The 17,426-nt window shown below is 36.2% G+C and carries 23 protein-coding genes; 22 read left to right on the top strand and 1 reads right to left on the bottom strand.

Annotation, left to right across the window (positions count from 1 at the left end):
- Positions 1-183 precede the first annotated feature (183 nt).
- From OIU83_RS15475 to OIU83_RS15460, 4 genes are read left to right on the top strand one after another with little or no spacing between them, the layout of a single operon-like run.
- A complete protein-coding gene (locus OIU83_RS15475; RefSeq protein ID WP_264207166.1) occupies positions 184-1,992 on the top strand; it encodes a type VI secretion system Vgr family protein in 1,809 nt (602 codons plus the stop codon).
- Between the two features lie 10 nt (positions 1,993-2,002).
- On the top strand, positions 2,003-2,338 hold the full coding sequence (locus OIU83_RS15470) for a hypothetical protein (RefSeq protein ID WP_264207165.1): 336 nt from the start codon (positions 2,003-2,005) through the stop codon (positions 2,336-2,338).
- A 5-nt stretch (positions 2,339-2,343) separates the two neighbouring features.
- Positions 2,344-4,263 (top strand): DUF2235 domain-containing protein, encoded by a 1,920-nt coding sequence (locus OIU83_RS15465; RefSeq protein ID WP_264207164.1) that lies wholly within the window; start codon positions 2,344-2,346, stop codon positions 4,261-4,263.
- On the top strand, positions 4,250-5,413 hold the full coding sequence (locus tag OIU83_RS15460) for a DUF2931 family protein (RefSeq protein WP_264207163.1): 1,164 nt from the start codon (positions 4,250-4,252) through the stop codon (positions 5,411-5,413). Before OIU83_RS15465 ends, OIU83_RS15460 begins: the two co-directional genes overlap by 14 nt.
- Positions 5,414-5,546: 133 nt before the next feature.
- Here OIU83_RS15460 and OIU83_RS15455 read toward each other — a convergent pair whose 3' ends face one another.
- Positions 5,547-5,669 carry a hypothetical protein gene (locus OIU83_RS15455; RefSeq protein WP_264207162.1) on the bottom strand — a complete coding sequence of 41 codons (123 nt, stop codon included), beginning with the start codon at positions 5,667-5,669 and terminating at the stop codon, positions 5,547-5,549.
- 245 nt (positions 5,670-5,914) lie between these two features.
- Here OIU83_RS15455 and OIU83_RS15450 point away from each other — a divergent pair, with 245 nt between their 5' ends.
- The 18 genes from OIU83_RS15450 to OIU83_RS15365 all read left to right on the top strand — a co-directional run bounded on the left by OIU83_RS15450 (position 5,915) and on the right by OIU83_RS15365 (position 17,406).
- Positions 5,915-6,619, top strand: a complete 705-nt coding sequence (locus tag OIU83_RS15450; RefSeq protein WP_264207161.1) for a transglutaminase-like domain-containing protein — start codon at positions 5,915-5,917, stop codon at positions 6,617-6,619.
- A gap of 10 nt (positions 6,620-6,629) precedes the next feature.
- A complete protein-coding gene (locus tag OIU83_RS15445) occupies positions 6,630-7,223 on the top strand; it encodes a hypothetical protein (protein WP_264207160.1) in 594 nt (197 codons plus the stop codon).
- A 20-nt stretch (positions 7,224-7,243) separates the two neighbouring features.
- Complete coding sequence (locus OIU83_RS15440) at positions 7,244-7,819, top strand: hypothetical protein (RefSeq protein ID WP_264207159.1); 576 nt, start codon at positions 7,244-7,246, stop codon at positions 7,817-7,819.
- A gap of 75 nt (positions 7,820-7,894) precedes the next feature.
- Positions 7,895-8,458 (top strand): hypothetical protein, encoded by a 564-nt coding sequence (locus OIU83_RS15435; protein ID WP_264207158.1) that lies wholly within the window; start codon positions 7,895-7,897, stop codon positions 8,456-8,458.
- Between the two features lie 72 nt (positions 8,459-8,530).
- On the top strand, positions 8,531-8,896 hold the full coding sequence (locus OIU83_RS15430; RefSeq protein WP_264207157.1) for a hypothetical protein: 366 nt from the start codon (positions 8,531-8,533) through the stop codon (positions 8,894-8,896).
- Between the two features lie 11 nt (positions 8,897-8,907).
- Positions 8,908-9,225 (top strand): hypothetical protein, encoded by a 318-nt coding sequence (locus OIU83_RS15425; protein WP_264207156.1) that lies wholly within the window; start codon positions 8,908-8,910, stop codon positions 9,223-9,225.
- Positions 9,213-9,995, top strand: a complete 783-nt coding sequence (locus tag OIU83_RS15420) for a hypothetical protein (protein ID WP_264207155.1) — start codon at positions 9,213-9,215, stop codon at positions 9,993-9,995. Before OIU83_RS15425 ends, OIU83_RS15420 begins: the two co-directional genes overlap by 13 nt.
- Positions 9,983-10,186: a hypothetical protein gene (locus OIU83_RS15415; RefSeq protein ID WP_264207154.1), complete on the top strand. Its 204-nt coding sequence runs from the start codon at positions 9,983-9,985 to the stop codon at positions 10,184-10,186. The genes OIU83_RS15420 and OIU83_RS15415 overlap by 13 nt, the downstream gene beginning before the upstream one ends.
- Positions 10,187-10,198: 12 nt before the next feature.
- Complete coding sequence (locus OIU83_RS15410; RefSeq protein WP_264207153.1) at positions 10,199-10,678, top strand: hypothetical protein; 480 nt, start codon at positions 10,199-10,201, stop codon at positions 10,676-10,678.
- Positions 10,678-11,103 (top strand): hypothetical protein, encoded by a 426-nt coding sequence (locus OIU83_RS15405; protein ID WP_264207152.1) that lies wholly within the window; start codon positions 10,678-10,680, stop codon positions 11,101-11,103. Before OIU83_RS15410 ends, OIU83_RS15405 begins: the two co-directional genes overlap by 1 nt.
- A gap of 86 nt (positions 11,104-11,189) precedes the next feature.
- Positions 11,190-11,822 carry a peptidoglycan-binding domain-containing protein gene (locus tag OIU83_RS15400; RefSeq protein WP_264207151.1) on the top strand — a complete coding sequence of 211 codons (633 nt, stop codon included), beginning with the start codon at positions 11,190-11,192 and terminating at the stop codon, positions 11,820-11,822.
- Positions 11,823-12,086: 264 nt separating this feature from the next.
- A complete protein-coding gene (locus OIU83_RS15395; RefSeq protein ID WP_264207150.1) occupies positions 12,087-12,620 on the top strand; it encodes a glycoside hydrolase family 19 protein in 534 nt (177 codons plus the stop codon).
- Positions 12,617-12,973, top strand: coding sequence for a hypothetical protein (locus tag OIU83_RS15390; RefSeq protein WP_264207149.1), 357 nt, complete (start codon positions 12,617-12,619; stop codon positions 12,971-12,973). Before OIU83_RS15395 ends, OIU83_RS15390 begins: the two co-directional genes overlap by 4 nt.
- Positions 12,970-13,524, top strand: coding sequence for a hypothetical protein (locus tag OIU83_RS15385; protein ID WP_264207148.1), 555 nt, complete (start codon positions 12,970-12,972; stop codon positions 13,522-13,524). Before OIU83_RS15390 ends, OIU83_RS15385 begins: the two co-directional genes overlap by 4 nt.
- 12 nt (positions 13,525-13,536) lie before the next feature.
- The gene (locus tag OIU83_RS15380; protein WP_264207147.1) at positions 13,537-14,019 is read left to right on the top strand and encodes a hypothetical protein; all 483 of its coding nucleotides are present in this window, start codon (positions 13,537-13,539) and stop codon (positions 14,017-14,019) included.
- 1 nt (position 14,020) lies between these two features.
- The gene (locus OIU83_RS15375) at positions 14,021-16,252 is read left to right on the top strand and encodes an ArdC family protein (RefSeq protein ID WP_264207146.1); all 2,232 of its coding nucleotides are present in this window, start codon (positions 14,021-14,023) and stop codon (positions 16,250-16,252) included.
- A 101-nt stretch (positions 16,253-16,353) separates the two neighbouring features.
- Complete coding sequence (locus OIU83_RS15370) at positions 16,354-16,578, top strand: hypothetical protein (RefSeq protein WP_264207145.1); 225 nt, start codon at positions 16,354-16,356, stop codon at positions 16,576-16,578.
- Positions 16,579-16,581: 3 nt separating this feature from the next.
- Entirely contained in the window at positions 16,582-17,406 is an 825-nt protein-coding gene (locus OIU83_RS15365) for a hypothetical protein (protein WP_264207144.1), read from the top strand.
- The last annotated feature ends 20 nt before the right edge of the window (positions 17,407-17,426 follow it).

Genomic DNA, 17,426 nt, shown 5'->3' with positions numbered 1-17,426 from the left:
GGTTTGCAAGATTATTTTTACACTACATGTGGTGATTAAAATTAACCTACTTGAAATACCTAAGGAGGTATCATAAAAAATGATAATTGAAGCCAACCAAAGCAGTAATTTTTTGCCTTGGATGCTAATTTTTTGAACAACTCAATTACACTGAATTAAATTTAAAATAAAATAAATATTATTATGGCACATTTCTCAGAACAGGTACATGTATCTATAGGGAGTTTTACTCAAAACGTTGTTTATTATGATTTAAAGCTATCACAAAAAATGGCAGACCATCATCATTTTTCATTTATATGGCAATATACTGGTAAAGCAATCATAAAACCCGCAGACCAAGCCAAAGCATTAAGAAGTTATTTGGGTGATGAAGTTATTTTTACTTTTAAGAGTCTTACAGGAATTAGACTGATGAGTAAAGGAATCATAACCGAACTTTCTTCTGTTGATCTTCACGGTAGCCCAGTTGGTTTACACGTTACAGGTATAAGCCATACGATTGTTTTGGATGATATGAAAAAATCAAGAACTTTCTTAGAGCGAGGAATGGACGATATTGTACTTGGTATTTTTGCCGAAGGTCCAGGCGAATTTTATCAAAGAGATTCTATAAGGTCAACTTATCTTAAGGAGTTCAAATACATGACTCAGTATAATGAAACCAGTTTTGAGTTCTTAAAACGATTGGCAGCACGTTACGGACAATGGTTCTATTTTGATGGTATGCGTATGCAGTTTGGACAAACGAAAAGTAGTAACGTAAAATTAATCAATGGGGCTTCCCTGCATAGTTTTAAGATACAAACGAATATGGTATCTCATAAAATTTATTTGACTGGTTATGATTATAATAATAGTTCAGATATCCGTAATGCTGCTGCGAGAACTGCTACAGGTAGTAAGGACAGTTTTTCATCTATAGTAGGTTATAATCAAGGAACTGTTGTACAGCCTGATTTAAGCAATGGTGCCTATACGACCAATGCACAAAGCAAAGATGAAATAGAAGAAATGGTTAAATTACAAACTGCGGGTAGCGATGCCAATAGTGTGTATTATAGCGGTATATCATACTTCCCTTTAGGAATCGGACAAGTATTTACGATAGTAAATCAAACCGTAGAACATGAACTGATTGTTACAGAAGCGATACACCACTCTGAGGTACATGGAAACTATTCTTGTGAGTTTAAAGCGATTCCTGCCGATGTTGCGGCTCCACATTATACTAACGTTCATGTTTTTGCCAAAGCCGAAACCCAACCCGCAAAAATAGAAGACAACAATGATCCCGAAGGATTAGGTCGCGTAAAAGTGCGGTTTTACGGAGCAAGCGGCAATACTGTAAGCCAATGGATACGCATGATACAACCGCACGCGGGAGCAGGAAAAGGTTTTTATTTTATCCCTGAAATTGGAGAAGAAGTATTGGTCGGTTTTGAAGGTGGTAATGCGCAGAACCCCTACGTTATGGGAACACAATATAATGGTAACGAATCTTCGGGTTATGGCTCGCCAGAAAATGACATAAAAGTAATCCAAACCCGAAGTGGGTGTAAAATCGTTATCAACGATGCCGATGGTTCTATATTAACACAAGATAAAGCAGGAAGTACAGTTTTTCAAGATGGACAAGGTAATGTTACAACCGATGCGATTAAAACTTTTACTGTAAATGCTCAGAATATAAATTTTAATGCTTCACAGAGTATTACTACTAGTGCAGGAATGAATATTAGCGAAAATGCAGGAGTTGATAAATCGACTTCCGTAGGAATGTTCCATCGTACGACTGTGGGAGGCGATAGTTTGCTAAATGTGATAGGAAGTCATTCGGAATATATTGAAGGAGAATTGCATTCAGAAACTAAACAGGAAAGAAAAACCATAAGTCAAGGTGAAATTATTTCACAAAATACAGAAAAGCTAAAGATCCATTCAGAAAAAGGGATAGAGAAAAATAGTGCTGAAAGTACTAAACAGAATTAATTTAAGAGCCATGAAAACGATTCACGGAATAACTATAATTGGGCTACCTGAAAAACCCCATATGTTTTGCAATCATGAAAATCGCGCAGTTTATATAATAAATGGCAATGATGTAACGTATAAAGACCCTTTTGGTAATTTTATGTCCAACATGCCTAGGTATATACAAATTAATGGGAAATCATTTGAATTAAATACGATTGGTGAAGAAATCCGATTACAAGATGGTACTACGATGGTGCTCTTGCCAAAAGAAGAAATTCGGCATCTAGCCAACAAAACTTTTTATGATGATGGGCAGTTTAAAGTTATAGATTTTTTAACTAATACAATAACCGAAGAATAAAGGATATGTCAAGATATAGATACGTAAAAGGAAACATTACCGAGATCACTGGCGGTAATCATAACATATACGCCAAGAGCGGAATTAAATTTATTTCGGGAAAACAAATTGAAATCTCAGCACCAGAAACAACTTATGGAGAGCCTGAAAAATATGTCCCAAAACAACCCGAAGGTTCAGTAAATGTATATGTAGGAATGTTTTTTGACGGAACAGGAAATAACCGATTTAACTCTGAGAAAACATATTATTCTAAAATTAACTCGAATGAGACCTATTATAAAGCGGATACTATACCTGCTAGTTTTAGATTTATAAAAACCGTTAGGAACAAAGACCAAAAAGAAGTTAATGTAGAGGTTAAAGTAGCAGATAGGGATAGTTACTGGAATCCCTATTCTAATATTGTAAAGCTTCATGATTTATATAAAGAAAAAACAGACTCACAAAAAGATATACTATCAGAAAATGGAGGTCATCCAGAATATGGAGATTATGTAATTCTAAAACAATATGTAGAGGGGATTGGTACAGAAAAGGATGCAGAAGATGATATTTTGGGTTCTGCATTTGGTCGAGGGGACTGGGGAGTGTTGGGTCGTGTAGAGCAGGGTATAAAAAACATGGTTAACAATCAGTTCAGTGGTATTCCTAAAGATAAAAAAATAAATAAAATAGTTTTTGATGTATTTGGTTTTAGTCGTGGAGCTGCCGCAGCCAGACATTTTTGTAATGAGGTCAAGAAAAAAGCTGTGTACAAAAGTGAACTTGTAAATGACCCTTATGATAAACACCCAATACCTTCGGGAAAAGTATTACTAAAAGCTCATGCTGGCGGCTTATTAGGTAAGAAACTAAAAGAAAAAGGGTATTTGCCAGTAGGGAAAACCTACGAAATAGAGATTAGATTCTTAGGTGTTTTTGATACCGTAGTAGGTGATATGGTTGTTAAGGAAAATATAGGTAACAAACTCTCGTTATTGCCTTTTTTAGGAATTGTACCCGCTGTGGCACAGGCAAGTTTAGAAACCATAAAGACAAGTGTGGCAGGTTTAGGTATCAAGAAAGTGTTTCATATTGTAGCTCAAAATGAGTGGAGAGAGAATTTCTCACTTACTCCTACCGATGCAGGCTATACACTAAGTATGCTTGGAGCACATTCGGATATTGGTGGTGGATACGCCAGTTTGGACAAATACAAAGCAGTAGTTGATTTCTTTGATGTTCCAGTGAATGATTCAAGCATTTTGGCTGAAAAACAAAAAGTAAAAGAATTTTATACTCAACATTATTTTTCAAAAGATAAAACTGAAATTGATTTGATTAACACGTATGACCACTATCTGGAAACTACTGCCGATCCATTAATTGGTGAGTACTTACCAAGATATGAAAGCAAACAAGTAGAAAGAAATGCAGATTATATGCCCCCAAGAGAGCGGGTATACGACCCTACAAAAAAACATACCATAAATGAGAACAAACTATCGGATCATTATACGATAACCGACCAACGGGTAATTTCTAACAAACATAGTTTGGTAGCGATGTATGTAATGCTCCAAAAGGCAATGGATAATGAAGTGCCTTTTTATAAAGATTATAAACAAGCTCCTCGTATACCAAATAGTTTTGAACATGATATGCCTGACGACCCTATTTTGAAAGAGTATTTAGCAAAATTGCTAAAAATAAGCAAAGAAGAAGGCAATGTTTCTTATCATCTACCTACTGAGATGTACAGTCATATTTGCAATAAATACGTACATTTATCGGCACACTACGGAGGTTTAGACGCGCTTTATTCTAAAACAGGTGACCATGCCTTACTAGGAAATTATGGCTTTATAAACTATCCTGTACCCTATACCAAAGACGAAAATGGAAATATTAGTTACAAAAGAAAAATTTATGAGAATCGTTAATTTTATTTTTTTACTGTTTGGTTTATTAGCCAGTTGCCAGTCCCCGAAAGACAAAGCAAAAGACCAAGAAAAGTTTGATTGGAATGCAGGTATCTCTGCTCCTAAACATTATGTTGCAGTACCTTTTGTAGAATATTTATATCAAGGAAAGAGTGTTGCAGGAGCTTCAACGAGTATCGGTGGGGCTCAGGGTTGGGGCATAACTATGGGTGGGGTTACTGGCGGAGCTGTTTTTAAACCGGTTCCCGATAGTGTTTTTGTAAAATGGAGTTGCGGTTTTGACTTGATTACATACAATGGAGGATTTAAACTACCCCGAGAAAAAATGCTTGAATTGTTCCACAAAGGAACTATAGACCCATATACTGGCAACAAAGAAGATTATACCGTTTTAGTTGCAGGTACCGCACCCGGAGGTAATGTTACGATTTGGATGCAATCAGGTTCAATAATTACAGAAGTCGCAAAGTTTAAAGCTAAAAAAATAAGTCAAGAAGGGCGATATGACCCACATTCCGTTTCTCTTTGGACTTCAACAGGACAAGAAGCAAAAGAGGATTTAAAATATATTAATTTCCACGGAGTTCCCTATGAAGCTTGGGAAAAAGGCGAAAAAGAATATAATTATGATATTGGATTTAGTAGTAAAGAAGATAAGTATAGTTATGATTTAACATTTAATGCAAAGGATGGCTCTTGGTTTCCACTTGATAAATTTAATTCATTTATTCCTTGGGGTGAGAATGAAATAAAAGCAAAAAACATCATCCCTAATAAGCATAAATCCCCTGTTCAATTAAATATTCAATGGTATTCAAATGAGGAAAATTACAAAGAAAGACAATGCTATTATGGTAAAATAGTTTTACCTCAAAATTTAGAAACTTTATTAAAATCGGGACTTTATAATAGATTACTCATAAGTGTTGAAAAAGATGAGCATAAAGATGCTGTATTTGGAGCATTGTTTTTAATTGGGAAAAATAATAAAGAAAAAATTATGACTTTTAAACTTGGTAGATATGATTATAAATTAGAAAAACAATTATCTGAGGAGTATATATTGCCTAAAGACTTTGTTTTTCCTAAATGGGAAAAAGGAAAAGAACCATTAAAAACACCTGATACTGATTATTGGCAAGAAAAATAGTGACTATGAAAAAAATTATTGATTTTCCCAAAACAATCTTTGTTTTATTAAGTTTCCTTACGATAATATATTATAATCATTATTTGTCATGGAATGATCATTTTCTATCAAATTCTTTTTTTGAAAATGCTAATCATTTATTTTTCCCCATAGCTTTTATATTTGGAATATTAGGATTTATTATAAAATCGAGTTTTCGAATTGCTTTCTTTATGGTAGCTTTATATAGTTTATTACTGAGAGCTCTTCTTTTCATTTTTTTTCTTTTTGCATTATCGCATGGAGGGAGTAATTAAATAGTATTGTTCTTATAGAATAATCTACCCGTTTCTGCAAAGAAGCGGGTATTTTTTTGCAATGCCATTGCAAAACCTTTGCAAAGCTATTTGAAGTTACGAAACTCATCCCCTCCCTTATTAATCATTTACCGCATCATTATATCCTTCTAATATTTGTAATCGAAAAGCCTAACAACCTAATACAAGAACGAAAATGAAATAAATGGATATTGATAACTTGTTACAAAGGAACATTTTAGGCGGTCAGGAGTACGAGCCGTTGTTTCCAGAGGTAAGCTGTGATAAGACTAACCTCGGCAACGGTAATACTTTTGATACTGTCAGAATGATAAAACAAATGGTTATAAAATATAACCATCAGACAAAGGAAGTTGCAAAGGGGTTGCAACAAAGTTCATTGAAAGAAACATGCGATAGGATTTACTCTTTTTTATACAATCACATCCAGTATAAAGCCGATGGAATGGAACAAATGTTGCGAAGCCCCGCCTGTGCGTTCAAAGAGCGTGTGAAGGGAGTCGATTGCAAAACATATTCCATTTTCGCAAGCTGTTTACTGGCTAATATGGGAATCCGCCACTACATCCGCCAAATCAAACAGCCGAGTTTTCGCCCTGATTTATATACTCATGTGTATGTAGTTGTACCACTTAATCAGGAAACAGGCGATATAAAACAAGGTTATTTTATTATAGACGGCACAACCAGTACAAACCGAGAACCCATTCACATTATGGCACACGACACAGAAGTTAACTTACCCCACTTCGGGCTAAACGCTCCCAAAACAAATCGCAAAGGCATTGCAAAGAAAACACCAATCGTTGCAAAGAAAAATACGAACCTGCCTGTCTTGTTAGGAATAGGTGCACTACTAGGAGTTTTATTTTTAAAGAAAACTAATTAAACAATGAAGTATGATAATTATTAATGAAGAAGAAACAGGATTAGGAAAGTCCTTTTTGAAAAAAATTAGGCTTAAAGATGTCAGTTTAAAAAACGCCATTAAAGTAACCAAATTTGCTGCTCCTATTGCAGCAGGATTTATCCCAGTTGGTGGCGGAATGGCTTCTAAGCTATTGAGTTCAAAAGGAGGTAAACTGGTGAATAGAGTGGCAAAGTCAAAAGCGGTTCGAAAAGGTGTATCGCTTTCCAAAACCACACTGGGGAGAAAAGTAGTAAGCGCCGTGCAAAATCAGCCACGACCACAAATCGAAGCGGTAAACACCATTACCCCTGCAACTTTTGCAGATGTAATGCCCTCAGATGCGAGAAGCACTCAAACTGAAAGTAGCACGTACAACGAATCTGTCCAAAATGTAGCAAACGATAGTCAACCAGTAGGCGAACTAACACCCGTAAGAGCCACAGCTACAGCAAAGACAGCTGTTGCAGAACCAACAATGCAAATGAATACGGCAGCAGCCCCACCAAAGAACAATATGCTTATGTATGTTTTGGGCGCAGTGGTTCTGGGTGGTGGGATTTATCTAGCCACAAAAAAAAAGTAACTAATTAAAATCAACAACAAATGAATAAAGAAGTAGTAGTCATTGGAGGAGGAATTGTTGGCGGAATGCTATCAAATGGTGCGAGTACATTATTACCTCAGTCAGAAAGCCCAATTATGAACATTGTTCTTGCGGGAGCATCCGCATTTGGAGCAACCAAAGTAAGTGGCACAAGTACAAAAGACAATTTGCTCAAAGGAGCATTAATAGGAAGCGCCGTAGTACAAGCTTTACTAGCAGTGAAAAAAGTATCAGAAAAAAGCCTTAGCTCAAAATTCACAGGAACAGGTAAAGGAGCATTATTCGCTAAAGGAGCGTTCGGTTTAGCTTGCCCTCATGATGAAAACGGTTTAAACGGTCAGTTTATGGGTGGCGATGGTCATGTATATGAATACGACGAGCAGGGTTTAAGCGGTACGTTCATCGATGAAGCAGGAAACATTTTTCAACAGGAAGACGGGTTACACGGAGCATTTGACGATGTGTACACCGATGAAGAAGGTTTACACGGAGCGGAAGCAGATGTTTACGGAGAAGAAGAACACGGGTTAAACGGAGCAGACGAAGACGCATTGTACCACGAACTTTACCAATAAAGAGTTACAAACAAAATAAAAACAAAGCAGTTGGCTTTGTTCCAATTATCAATCATCAATCAAAAAACAATTACAATGAGCAGAAAATCAGAATTAGCGTCAGCGGTAGCGACAATTAAGGCTAAAAGAAACGGAGCAGTTCCTAGAGTAGGTCAGGTAGAATTAACAGACAAAACCTTGTATTTAAACGTTGCAATCAAAGGGCAAGCGGGTACAGTTAGCATTGTTGATGTAAATACCAAACGTGAAGTTGGTATTACCAATATTGACGGAAACAAATTAAATGCAGGTCGTGATTACATCATTGACAGCATCAGAGTACTAAGAGGTGCTGGAAGTGCTACCCTTAAAAATGAAACTTGGGATAACACCAACATTAATTCAAACAAATTGTTTGATGGTGCATTTTTAAATGCAGAGTTAAGAATCAAACAAGACGGAAATGTTTTGATTGACATGCCAATGACGGACTTGACAGGAGATACAACGAATTTTTTCAGAAGTATTTCTACTTCACCTTTAATTCGTTCCAACTTGGAGTTTGAAATTGAAATCGAGTACCCGAAAGGCGTTTCTGTTTCAGCAACTGCGGATGCTAACGTTCGTTTCGAATTCAGAGTACACCAAGCAAAACGATAATAAAAAGGTTTATTAATCATAGCAAAAGCCGTAAACCGTAAGTAGTTACGGCTTTTTTTAAATCATCAAAACATGGCAGTAAGAGAAAAAGTAATTAATATAACAATCCCAAAGGGGGAAACCGAAGGTTTGTATACTACAGCGCTCGAAGTTGGTTTTGTTCTGGGCGTGGAACTCCACACCAATCATAACGATATTGACAATTTTGCAGAGTATGGGATTTATGACGATAGCGGTGTTTCCTTTTCAAAACCCACCCATATTGACCATTGGAAACGCAGAGAAGGCGCAGGATTTGACGACAGTTACAAACCGCTATTCTTTAATACCGAATCCAAAACCTTTACGTTCAAAGCAAAAACAAGTCAGGCAGTTATCAAATCCACCTATTTCCATTTGATTCTGATCTACAAAATTAATCCAGAGAGTTGCACCTAAAATAAAATCAAATGATAAAAGACATAATAACGATAAACACGGGAGTCGTTTTTTTGAAGTTCAAACAAGACAACGAACTCACAATTGATGATGTAACGACCCTGCAAGTTGTCAACAGCGGGTTTGTGAGTGTCTTTGTCAATGATTTTGAATTAGCCAGTAAGGAACGATTGACTATAATACCACCCGATGGCACGACATCAAAAGTAGAGTTAACCATTCGCTTTGCAACAATCGACAGTTCGCCAACAAGTGATTTTTCATTGTTCACTTGGAACAAAAAAGAAATAGATATTATTTACAAAAAATACATCCGATGCAAGAATTAGACAACCTGATAGAGAAATTAAATACCGATTCTTATTCGGCTGTTTCTGTTTTTGATTTGAATACTAATTCTTTTCTTTTTCGTAATAAAACACATACTGAAATTGTTGCCGATTATGAAAATGCAGAAGGATTTTTCGAATTTTTGTTTGCTAAAGGACACAACCGTTTAACGCTGACTTTGAAACGTAAAAACGGAAGCTCGTATAAAATCGACGGACACTCTTTTGATGTTAATTTCTCCAAGCAAGACCAATCCTCACAGGTGCAACAAGTACAACAAATTCCAGTACAGCAAACCAAAGCCCCGCAAGTAGATATATTCTCTAATTCTTTTGGTTTGGGTACTCTCGATATTATGAACCTTATGGTTGCCAAAAATGATGCTTCGCGACTTTTTACCGAAGTAGAAACATTAAAGGCAGAAAACAAAGATTACAAAAAGAAGTACGAAGACATCAGGGAAGAACAATTGTTATCCAAATACAATGCCGATAAAGAAAGCGGTTTGTGGGGAGCAGTTCAAGGAGCAGTACAAAACGCACCTGCCTTACTTGCCGCTATTAAAGGAGTTGCACCAGCTGTAGGACTTGCAGCACCGATGGAAATCTATTCCAGTGAAGTCAAACAACACTTTGCAACGGCTTTGCAAAATATTGATGATACCGTTGTGGGTGTATTGGAAAGTATTACCAGTGGACTGAGTACCAATGTTGAATTTTCAAGCGAATTAGCACAATTATTAAAAAAACATCAGTTATGGGAAGCATAAATACCATTGTTACAATAGAAATAAAGGCAACCAATCCTTTTGAATTAAAAGCAACAACTACCGCATTACACCAACTGGCACGACTCGATAGCGAGGTACTGGTTAAACTAGCGGAACTATCCAAAAGCCCCAAAGCCATTACCCAACTCAAAACCAATTTTCCCATGATAAAAGGTTTTTTGTCTAACTAAAAACCACAGCAAATGAGAAAGAGAGGATTGTCGAACCCTGCTGCTCTGGCAACTGTTTTATCAAGTCCACAGGGACAAAAAGCAATTGCACAATCACAGGAAAACGCAAAAATGGGAATGAGTGCAGGAATCACGCTTTTTAAATTCTTAGTCGTTGGCTCTTTGATGGCTGTTATTTATTACAAAGTACTCAAAGGCTTTAGCCGAATCAAAGAAGATACAAGATACAAACCCAGTAACATCAATGTAACGCAAGCCAAGGCAAGAGCAGAAGCCATTTACACGGCACTTCTTGGTTTTGGAGCAAACTACAAAACCGTTGAGAACAATTTAACAGGACTCAATCACAACGGATTTATACGGGTGTACAATGAATTCGGAGAACGCAGAAGCGCCACACTTAGCAAAATGAATTTAGTTCAATGGCTGCAAGACCAGTTTAAGGAAGATGATATTGCCAAATTGCGATTTTTAATAAAAGGATTTTTCTAATGACAGATAAAAAGAAAGTAATAATCATAGGGGTTTCAGTAGTGGTTTTAGGGGTAGGCGTTTATCTGTTTACTAAAACCAATAAAAACGGAAAATCTCTTTTAGGAGGTAACAAAAAATATATCGATGAAGGCGATATTAATTTAGTTCCTGCTTTTTCTGCCAGTCAAAAAGTAGCCTTGCTCTACGATGCAATGAACCGTTACATGGGTACAGATGAAACACAGATTTTTGAAACCTTAACGGGTGTTTCTCAGGCACAATTTGGACTAATCAGTAAAACCTTTGGACTTAAAAACTACAATCGAATTTTAGGATATAATACCATTGGCGGGAGCAAATTACCACTTAAAACGTGGCTCAGGGAAGAATTAAACGACGCTGATTACAATTTACTCAGAAAGAAATTCCCACTCTATTTATAAAACCAAAAAGTAGCTTTTTTTGTGTGCCAGGAAAAACTGCAGCTGCGGATCTATTCGAAAAAAGTCTACAATTAAAAAATGAAAGTATGAAAGTGAAAAATGAAGATAAAGTATTATTAGGCGTTGGAGTGGTCGGAGTTGGAATTGTCGGCTACTTGTATTGGAAAAAAAAGCAAGATGAAAAAGAACAAGACTTTTTAACCGATATCCCAGAACCACCGCCAGTAATCCTAAACAACACGGCAAATACGCTACCTAGTACAGGAGCAGTTTTAAATAAAAACAAAGTATTAGGCAAAGGAATCAAAGGGGTTGAAGTTAGAGAACTGCAACGTTTGTTAGGTGTAACTATCGATGGCAGTTTTGGAGCAAATACCCTTACGGCTTTGCAAAGCAAAAAAGGGGTTTCGAAAATCAGCCTTAATGCGTACTTAAAAACGCCTTTAAAATCTACCTCGAACGAAAACCCTACTGCGCTTGTTACCCCAAGAAAGGGGCAGAAAGTAATGGCAAATGCGAACGGTGTTAGTCTTTTCAATGCAAAAAAGACGGCAAGCGGTATGTATTTCAATGATGGCACAAAGCCTTTTATGGGAGGAACGTTTGATTACGGGGAGCATCTGGGTGTGTTTGTTGGTTCTAAAGTTGGAGGACAATATTTAATCAATCGGGCTGACGTGTATTATTTCGTAAACGCCAATGCTGTAAAAGGATATTAAAATGGGAACAACTGAAAAACTAATTATCACAGCAGTAGCAATTACAGGACTTGTTTATTTCCTGACACAACCAAAAGTAACCCCTAGAAAAGTGATTTTATAATGAGTTTTATTTTAGATAACAGCAGCATTTTTTTAAATGCATTTGTACGATACGGGGTAAACACCCCTCTTAGGATAGCCCACTTTTTAGCGCAGGTATCACATGAATCAGGCAATTTTACAAGAGTTGTAGAAAATCTGAATTATACCCCGCAAGGGCTTATGTCCACCAGTCCGTTTAATTCCCGCTTAACACTAGCCGAAGCAAAGAAATACGGACGAACCACAGAGCACAACGCCAATCAGCAAATGATAGCCAATATTGGTTATGCAGGAAAAAACGGTAACGGTAACATTGCCAGTGGTGACGGATGGCGCTACCGAGGACGTGGATTTATACAACTAACTGGCAGGGGAACATACGAAGATTACAAAAAATACTCGGGTCATGATGTGGTGAGCAATCCCGATCTACTTTTACAAACAGCCATTGCAGTGGATTGTGCAGCTTGGTTTTTCTCGGTGTACAAAAAATTAAATTCTTTAGCCGATGCCAATTTAATGACAGAGATAACCCAAAAAGTAAACGGTAAAACCAACGGACTTGACGACAGAATTGAAAAGTTTAAATTTTATAAAGCTCAAAACATCAGTTTGGAGTTATTAAAAAAAAAAGCGAAACCCCTACCTAATTTTAATAGCGTCACTAGCTACGCTTGGAATTGGCTTTCACCTTTTAACCAAAAACAAACATGAAAAATACAGTCTTAAACCAAATCATAAGCGAACTTAAATACTATCAGGATTATTTTTTATTTCTCATAGTAGTATTGGCGGGTGTTTTTATGAAAATCTACCTCGCCATCCAAAAAGGAAAGAAACCCCGATTTAGTTGGTTTTTAGCCGAGGCTATTATTAGCTTTTTTGTTGCCTTCTCGGTTTACGTGGTTTGCGACCAATACCTGAACATCAGTAAGATGTTTACCTATGTCATTTGTGCTTGGGGTGGCTCACTCTCCACTTTAATACATAGCGAAGTAGAAGAATTAATAAGCAGTTTTTTTGATGGATTAAAAGCCATGCTAAAACTCAAAATAACCAAATCATGAGTACTTGTATCAACCCAAAGAATCCAACGAAGCTATTTTTAAAAGTGCTTTTATTCACTTTGTTTTATTTGGCTCTTTGTATCGTTTTGCACAGCTGTAAAGCCAAACCAATGGAAAACAGCCACACAACTCAAACGGTTATAGCCAGTACAAAGGACAGCGTAAAAACAACGGTTATCAGTGGCGCAATAAACGACACTTTAAAAATACAACTGCCCAAAGTTCAAACTGCTAAGCCCGAATGCGATAGTATTACCAAAGCAGAATTGCAACGGGTGTTACAGTTACTTAACAGTCATAAAAAATCAGGAGATAACGAAGCAGGGATTTATTACGACAGTTTAAAGAATCAAATTGTAGCATGGCAGAAGATAGCACAGACGAAAAACGAAAACACCACCACAAACAAAAAGTATATCTACCTCAAAGGCGATAACCTAATTAAATATGTTCCTGTAAAATACATTCCTCTCTGGGTTAAGATACTTGCCTCAATTGGTTTTGCAACATTGCTGTTTGTTTGCTATCGTATTTCTAGAATCTTTATTTAAAAAATCAAACAAATGAGTGTCAAAAAAATAGTTATTGGAGCAGGAATACTGGCAGTTGTAGGATATTTCTATTTAGAGCAGCGCGTGAAAAAGATAATCGAACAATTTCAATTTGTTAGGATATACCCTGTGGCTTTTAAAAAACTGGATATGAAGTGGAACGATGGAAAGCCGTTTATTACCTTCAATCTGGATTTGAAATTAGTAAATCCAACTGCTCAGAATTTCAGTGCGCAGATTACAGCCGTAACCCTAAAGCGAATTTTGTTTTATGATAAAAAGAATATGCTTTTAGGAACGGCAAACGTAAACGTAAAAGCGATAAATATTGCTGCTAATTCCAGTACTATAATCCCGAATGTACCTGTTCAAATGGATTTGCAAACTACTATACTGGGTGTGCTTGGAGTTTTAAACACCAGTAATTTTAATAGTAACGATATTCGAATTGAAGTCATTGTAAGCATCTTGGGTACGGAACATAAAATTTACTAAAATGACATTAGCACAAGAATTCAATAGTCTTAATGGGCTTATCGTTTCAAGAAAAACATTGGAAGATTTGCTTATGAAAGCCGAAAAAGAAAAACATACCGTTGTTTCCAAGCGTGTTATAAAAGTGTTGCAAGCTTTTAAAGATGATACTTTCCTGATTGAAATTAATAATCTCGTTGAGCCTTATGGTTTGAACGGTGTAGAAGCGGAAATGTTATTACCGACTTTGGAATATATTTCTGAGGATCATAACCACGGATTAAATGCCGTTTCTCCTGATGAAATTTACAATTACATCACGGATTTGATTATCAACACCATTAAAAAAGTCGGGCATTTACCTTGGCAAAAAGAATGGACAGGTTCAGGGGCTAGTAATTCGGTTATGAATTATGTTTCTAAAAAGGAGTACACAGGGGCAAACTTCATTTTGAATTTCGATATTAAATTCGATTTGGATAAACAACCATATCTCGTTCCTGCGGATTTTATACAACCGTACTATTTAACTTTTAATCAAATTGAGCAAGCCAAGGCAAAGCTTAAAAAAGGCAGTAAAGCAAGGCGGGTGATTTATTACACGTTAATTCATGATTACCATAGTGAGCATTTAAAATTCAAAACTAACGATAATAAAAAGTTTGGTGATTTTGTAAAATCCAACTCACTTACAAAAGAGGATTTAAAGAAGAACTTAACCAAGTTCCCTGTTTTAAAATACTACAATGTGTTTCGTGCGGATGATTGCGAGGGCTTACAATTTCCTGCTGCAAAAGACAAGAAAATAACCAATCCTATAGATGAAGCTCAGGCAATCATCGACGGATTTAAGAACCCACCAAAATATACCAATATTGGAGACAAAGCCTATTACCGCCCAAGTACAGACGAATTAAATATGCCGACTATCGAAGCTTTCACCAGTGAAGCTTTTTATTACTCTACTTTCTTTCATGAAGCGGTACACAGTACAGGAGCGGAGCACCGACTAAATAGAGATATGACAGGAACGAGAAGCGGTGGCGGTAGCGGAAATTATGCCTTCGAAGAATTAATTGCAGAATTGGGAGCGGTATTTCTTTGTAGTGAATCAGGAATCTTATTCCATACCAAAGAAAATTCTGCGAAGTATTTAAAGAGTTGGAACAATCATTTAATAGATGAACTTAATGACGACAATCGATTTTTCTTAAAAGCATCAGCACAGGCTCAAAAAGCAAGCAATCATATTTTAGGGCGTGAAACTTCAAACGCTGAAACCAGAGAAAAGGTAGCAGAAAAATCGATTGTAGAATCAAGTGCGAAAGTAGCACCTATTAAAAAGACAATTGCTAAACCTATTGTAAAAAGAAAGGCAAAGCAAAAAATCAAACAACCTGATTTGTTTGGTGGTTTAAGTGGAGCAGCAAGAAGAAAAAAGCAGCTTGTTATCGAAGAAATCATTGTAAAGCCAATTAAAGAAAAGGCAATCGTTGCAAAGCCTGTTGCAAAGGAAACGATTCCAGTTGCAAAAGAAAATGTAAACCGAAATTCTCTAGCCTATAAAATGGCAAACAAGCCTACTAAAGTGGACTATTTTAAAATTGAAAACAAAGACATTGCGGAGTTCTTAGGTGAAATTGAACATAAGGAGAAAGAAAGTATTGTAATCTCTCTTACTGGTGGTCAGGGATCAATGAAAACTAGAATGTGTTTTCAGTTTATGAATGCCTTAGCGCAGAATTACAAAACAGGTCATGCCAGTATCGAAGAACACCCAGAGAGTAGTTTGTATTACAATAAAGCCGAAGAATATCTGAATGCAAAGGCATTGCAAAACATCGAAGCCCCTGAGATTAAAAGTGTTTCTGATTTGGATAAACTCATCCGAAATAATGATATTATTATAATCGATAGTTTCTCTAAAATGCAGGAAATGCACAAAGGGTTTGAAGTGGACAAAGATTTAAGGAAGAAGTACGACGGAAAATTATTTATTGTCATTTTTCAACAAACCACAGACGGTAAAATGCGTGGCGGTTCTAAAAGTCAGTTTGATGCCGATGTAGTTTTATTTACCGAAAAGAAAGCAGATTACAGAGAAAATTACATTTGGGCGGATAAGAACCGTTACCAAAACAAACCGCTCGACAGTTTGAAATTCAATATTTTCAATAAGAAGTTAGAACGGGATAAACCCGAAGCGGTGGCAGAACCACTAAGAACTAAAAAATTATCATTCATCGTAAATTAATAAAAAAGTAGATTTTATTGAAAGCCGGCAGCGTATTTCTCCAGGCAATTTTGGCTTAAAAATCTACAATTCAAAATCATCAATCAAAAAAACAATCAATCATGGCAGTAAAGAAAAAACCAACAGTAAAAGGATTAAAAAAAGTGTGTAGTAGTGTTATTAAAGGAACAGGGCTTAAATCTGATGGAACACTAAAGAAAGGATTCAAATACATCAAAGGCGGTAAAATCGTAAAAGCAAAAGCTACTACAACGAAAGCCAAACCTGCAAAGAAAAAAACAGTTAAAAAGCCAACAGTAAGAAAGGCTTCAAAATCTAAAAAGTAAAAAATGAGCGCTGCAATTCCCGACCCAAGAATCTTAAAGTTTATAAAAGATGAAAACGGTAATGTGTTGTTGATGAAATTAGACAACACTTTAATTACTTCTTTTAATCCTGCTCAAAATCTTTTGAGAATTCCCGAAGCTTCAAACAAATTTAAAATTCACTCGAATGCTACATTTGGCGAAAATCCTTTGATATTGGACTATACGCAGGTTAATTGCGAGCAATGCGAGCCTGCTATTGATGCAGCTGGCTTTAATGATTTCTTATTTGAATTGGCTAAGAAGTTTTTCTTTTCAGATGGTAAAGGTAATGGCGGTTCGGGGGCTGCTAGTGGTACTTGTTCGTTATATGGTATCGTTAGACCTACATTTGTCTATAGTAAAAGTTTTATAACCAAAAACTCCAAATTTGTAAGGATGAGTCGTGTTGAGAATGATAACGCCTATTTTACGTTTCAATATGGCGGTTATCTGGAGGATTCATTAGAACCATATTTTAAACCTTATTTTGGAGGAAGCGATATAATTCCCGATACTGAAAATCAATTAAATACATCTTCTTTGCTTTCTTTAGATGATATGTTTTTTAGGTTTTTTATAAGCACACGTCATTTAGAATTTGATGTGTATTTCATCGTTAATCCTGATAGTAATACATTTACCTTTTTAAATGCTGATCCCTCGTTTGTAGTTTCTCTCGCGGATTATCAACCAAATGCCACTAGTGATACTTTGTCTGTCCGTTCTTTAATAGACGGTGATGGTGCATCGATAAACTTATATGTTCGTTGGAAAAATGTTCCAGAATTAGAAGCAATGCCAGTTTAAAATACTGTTAGCTTTATTTT

Origin of the sequence: Flavobacterium shii, assembly GCF_025847235.1 — a bacterium.
Lineage (GTDB): Bacteria > Bacteroidota > Bacteroidia > Flavobacteriales > Flavobacteriaceae > Flavobacterium > Flavobacterium shii.
Note: the sequence above shows the minus strand (reverse complement) of the source record. Positions and strands in the feature narration are given on the sequence as shown.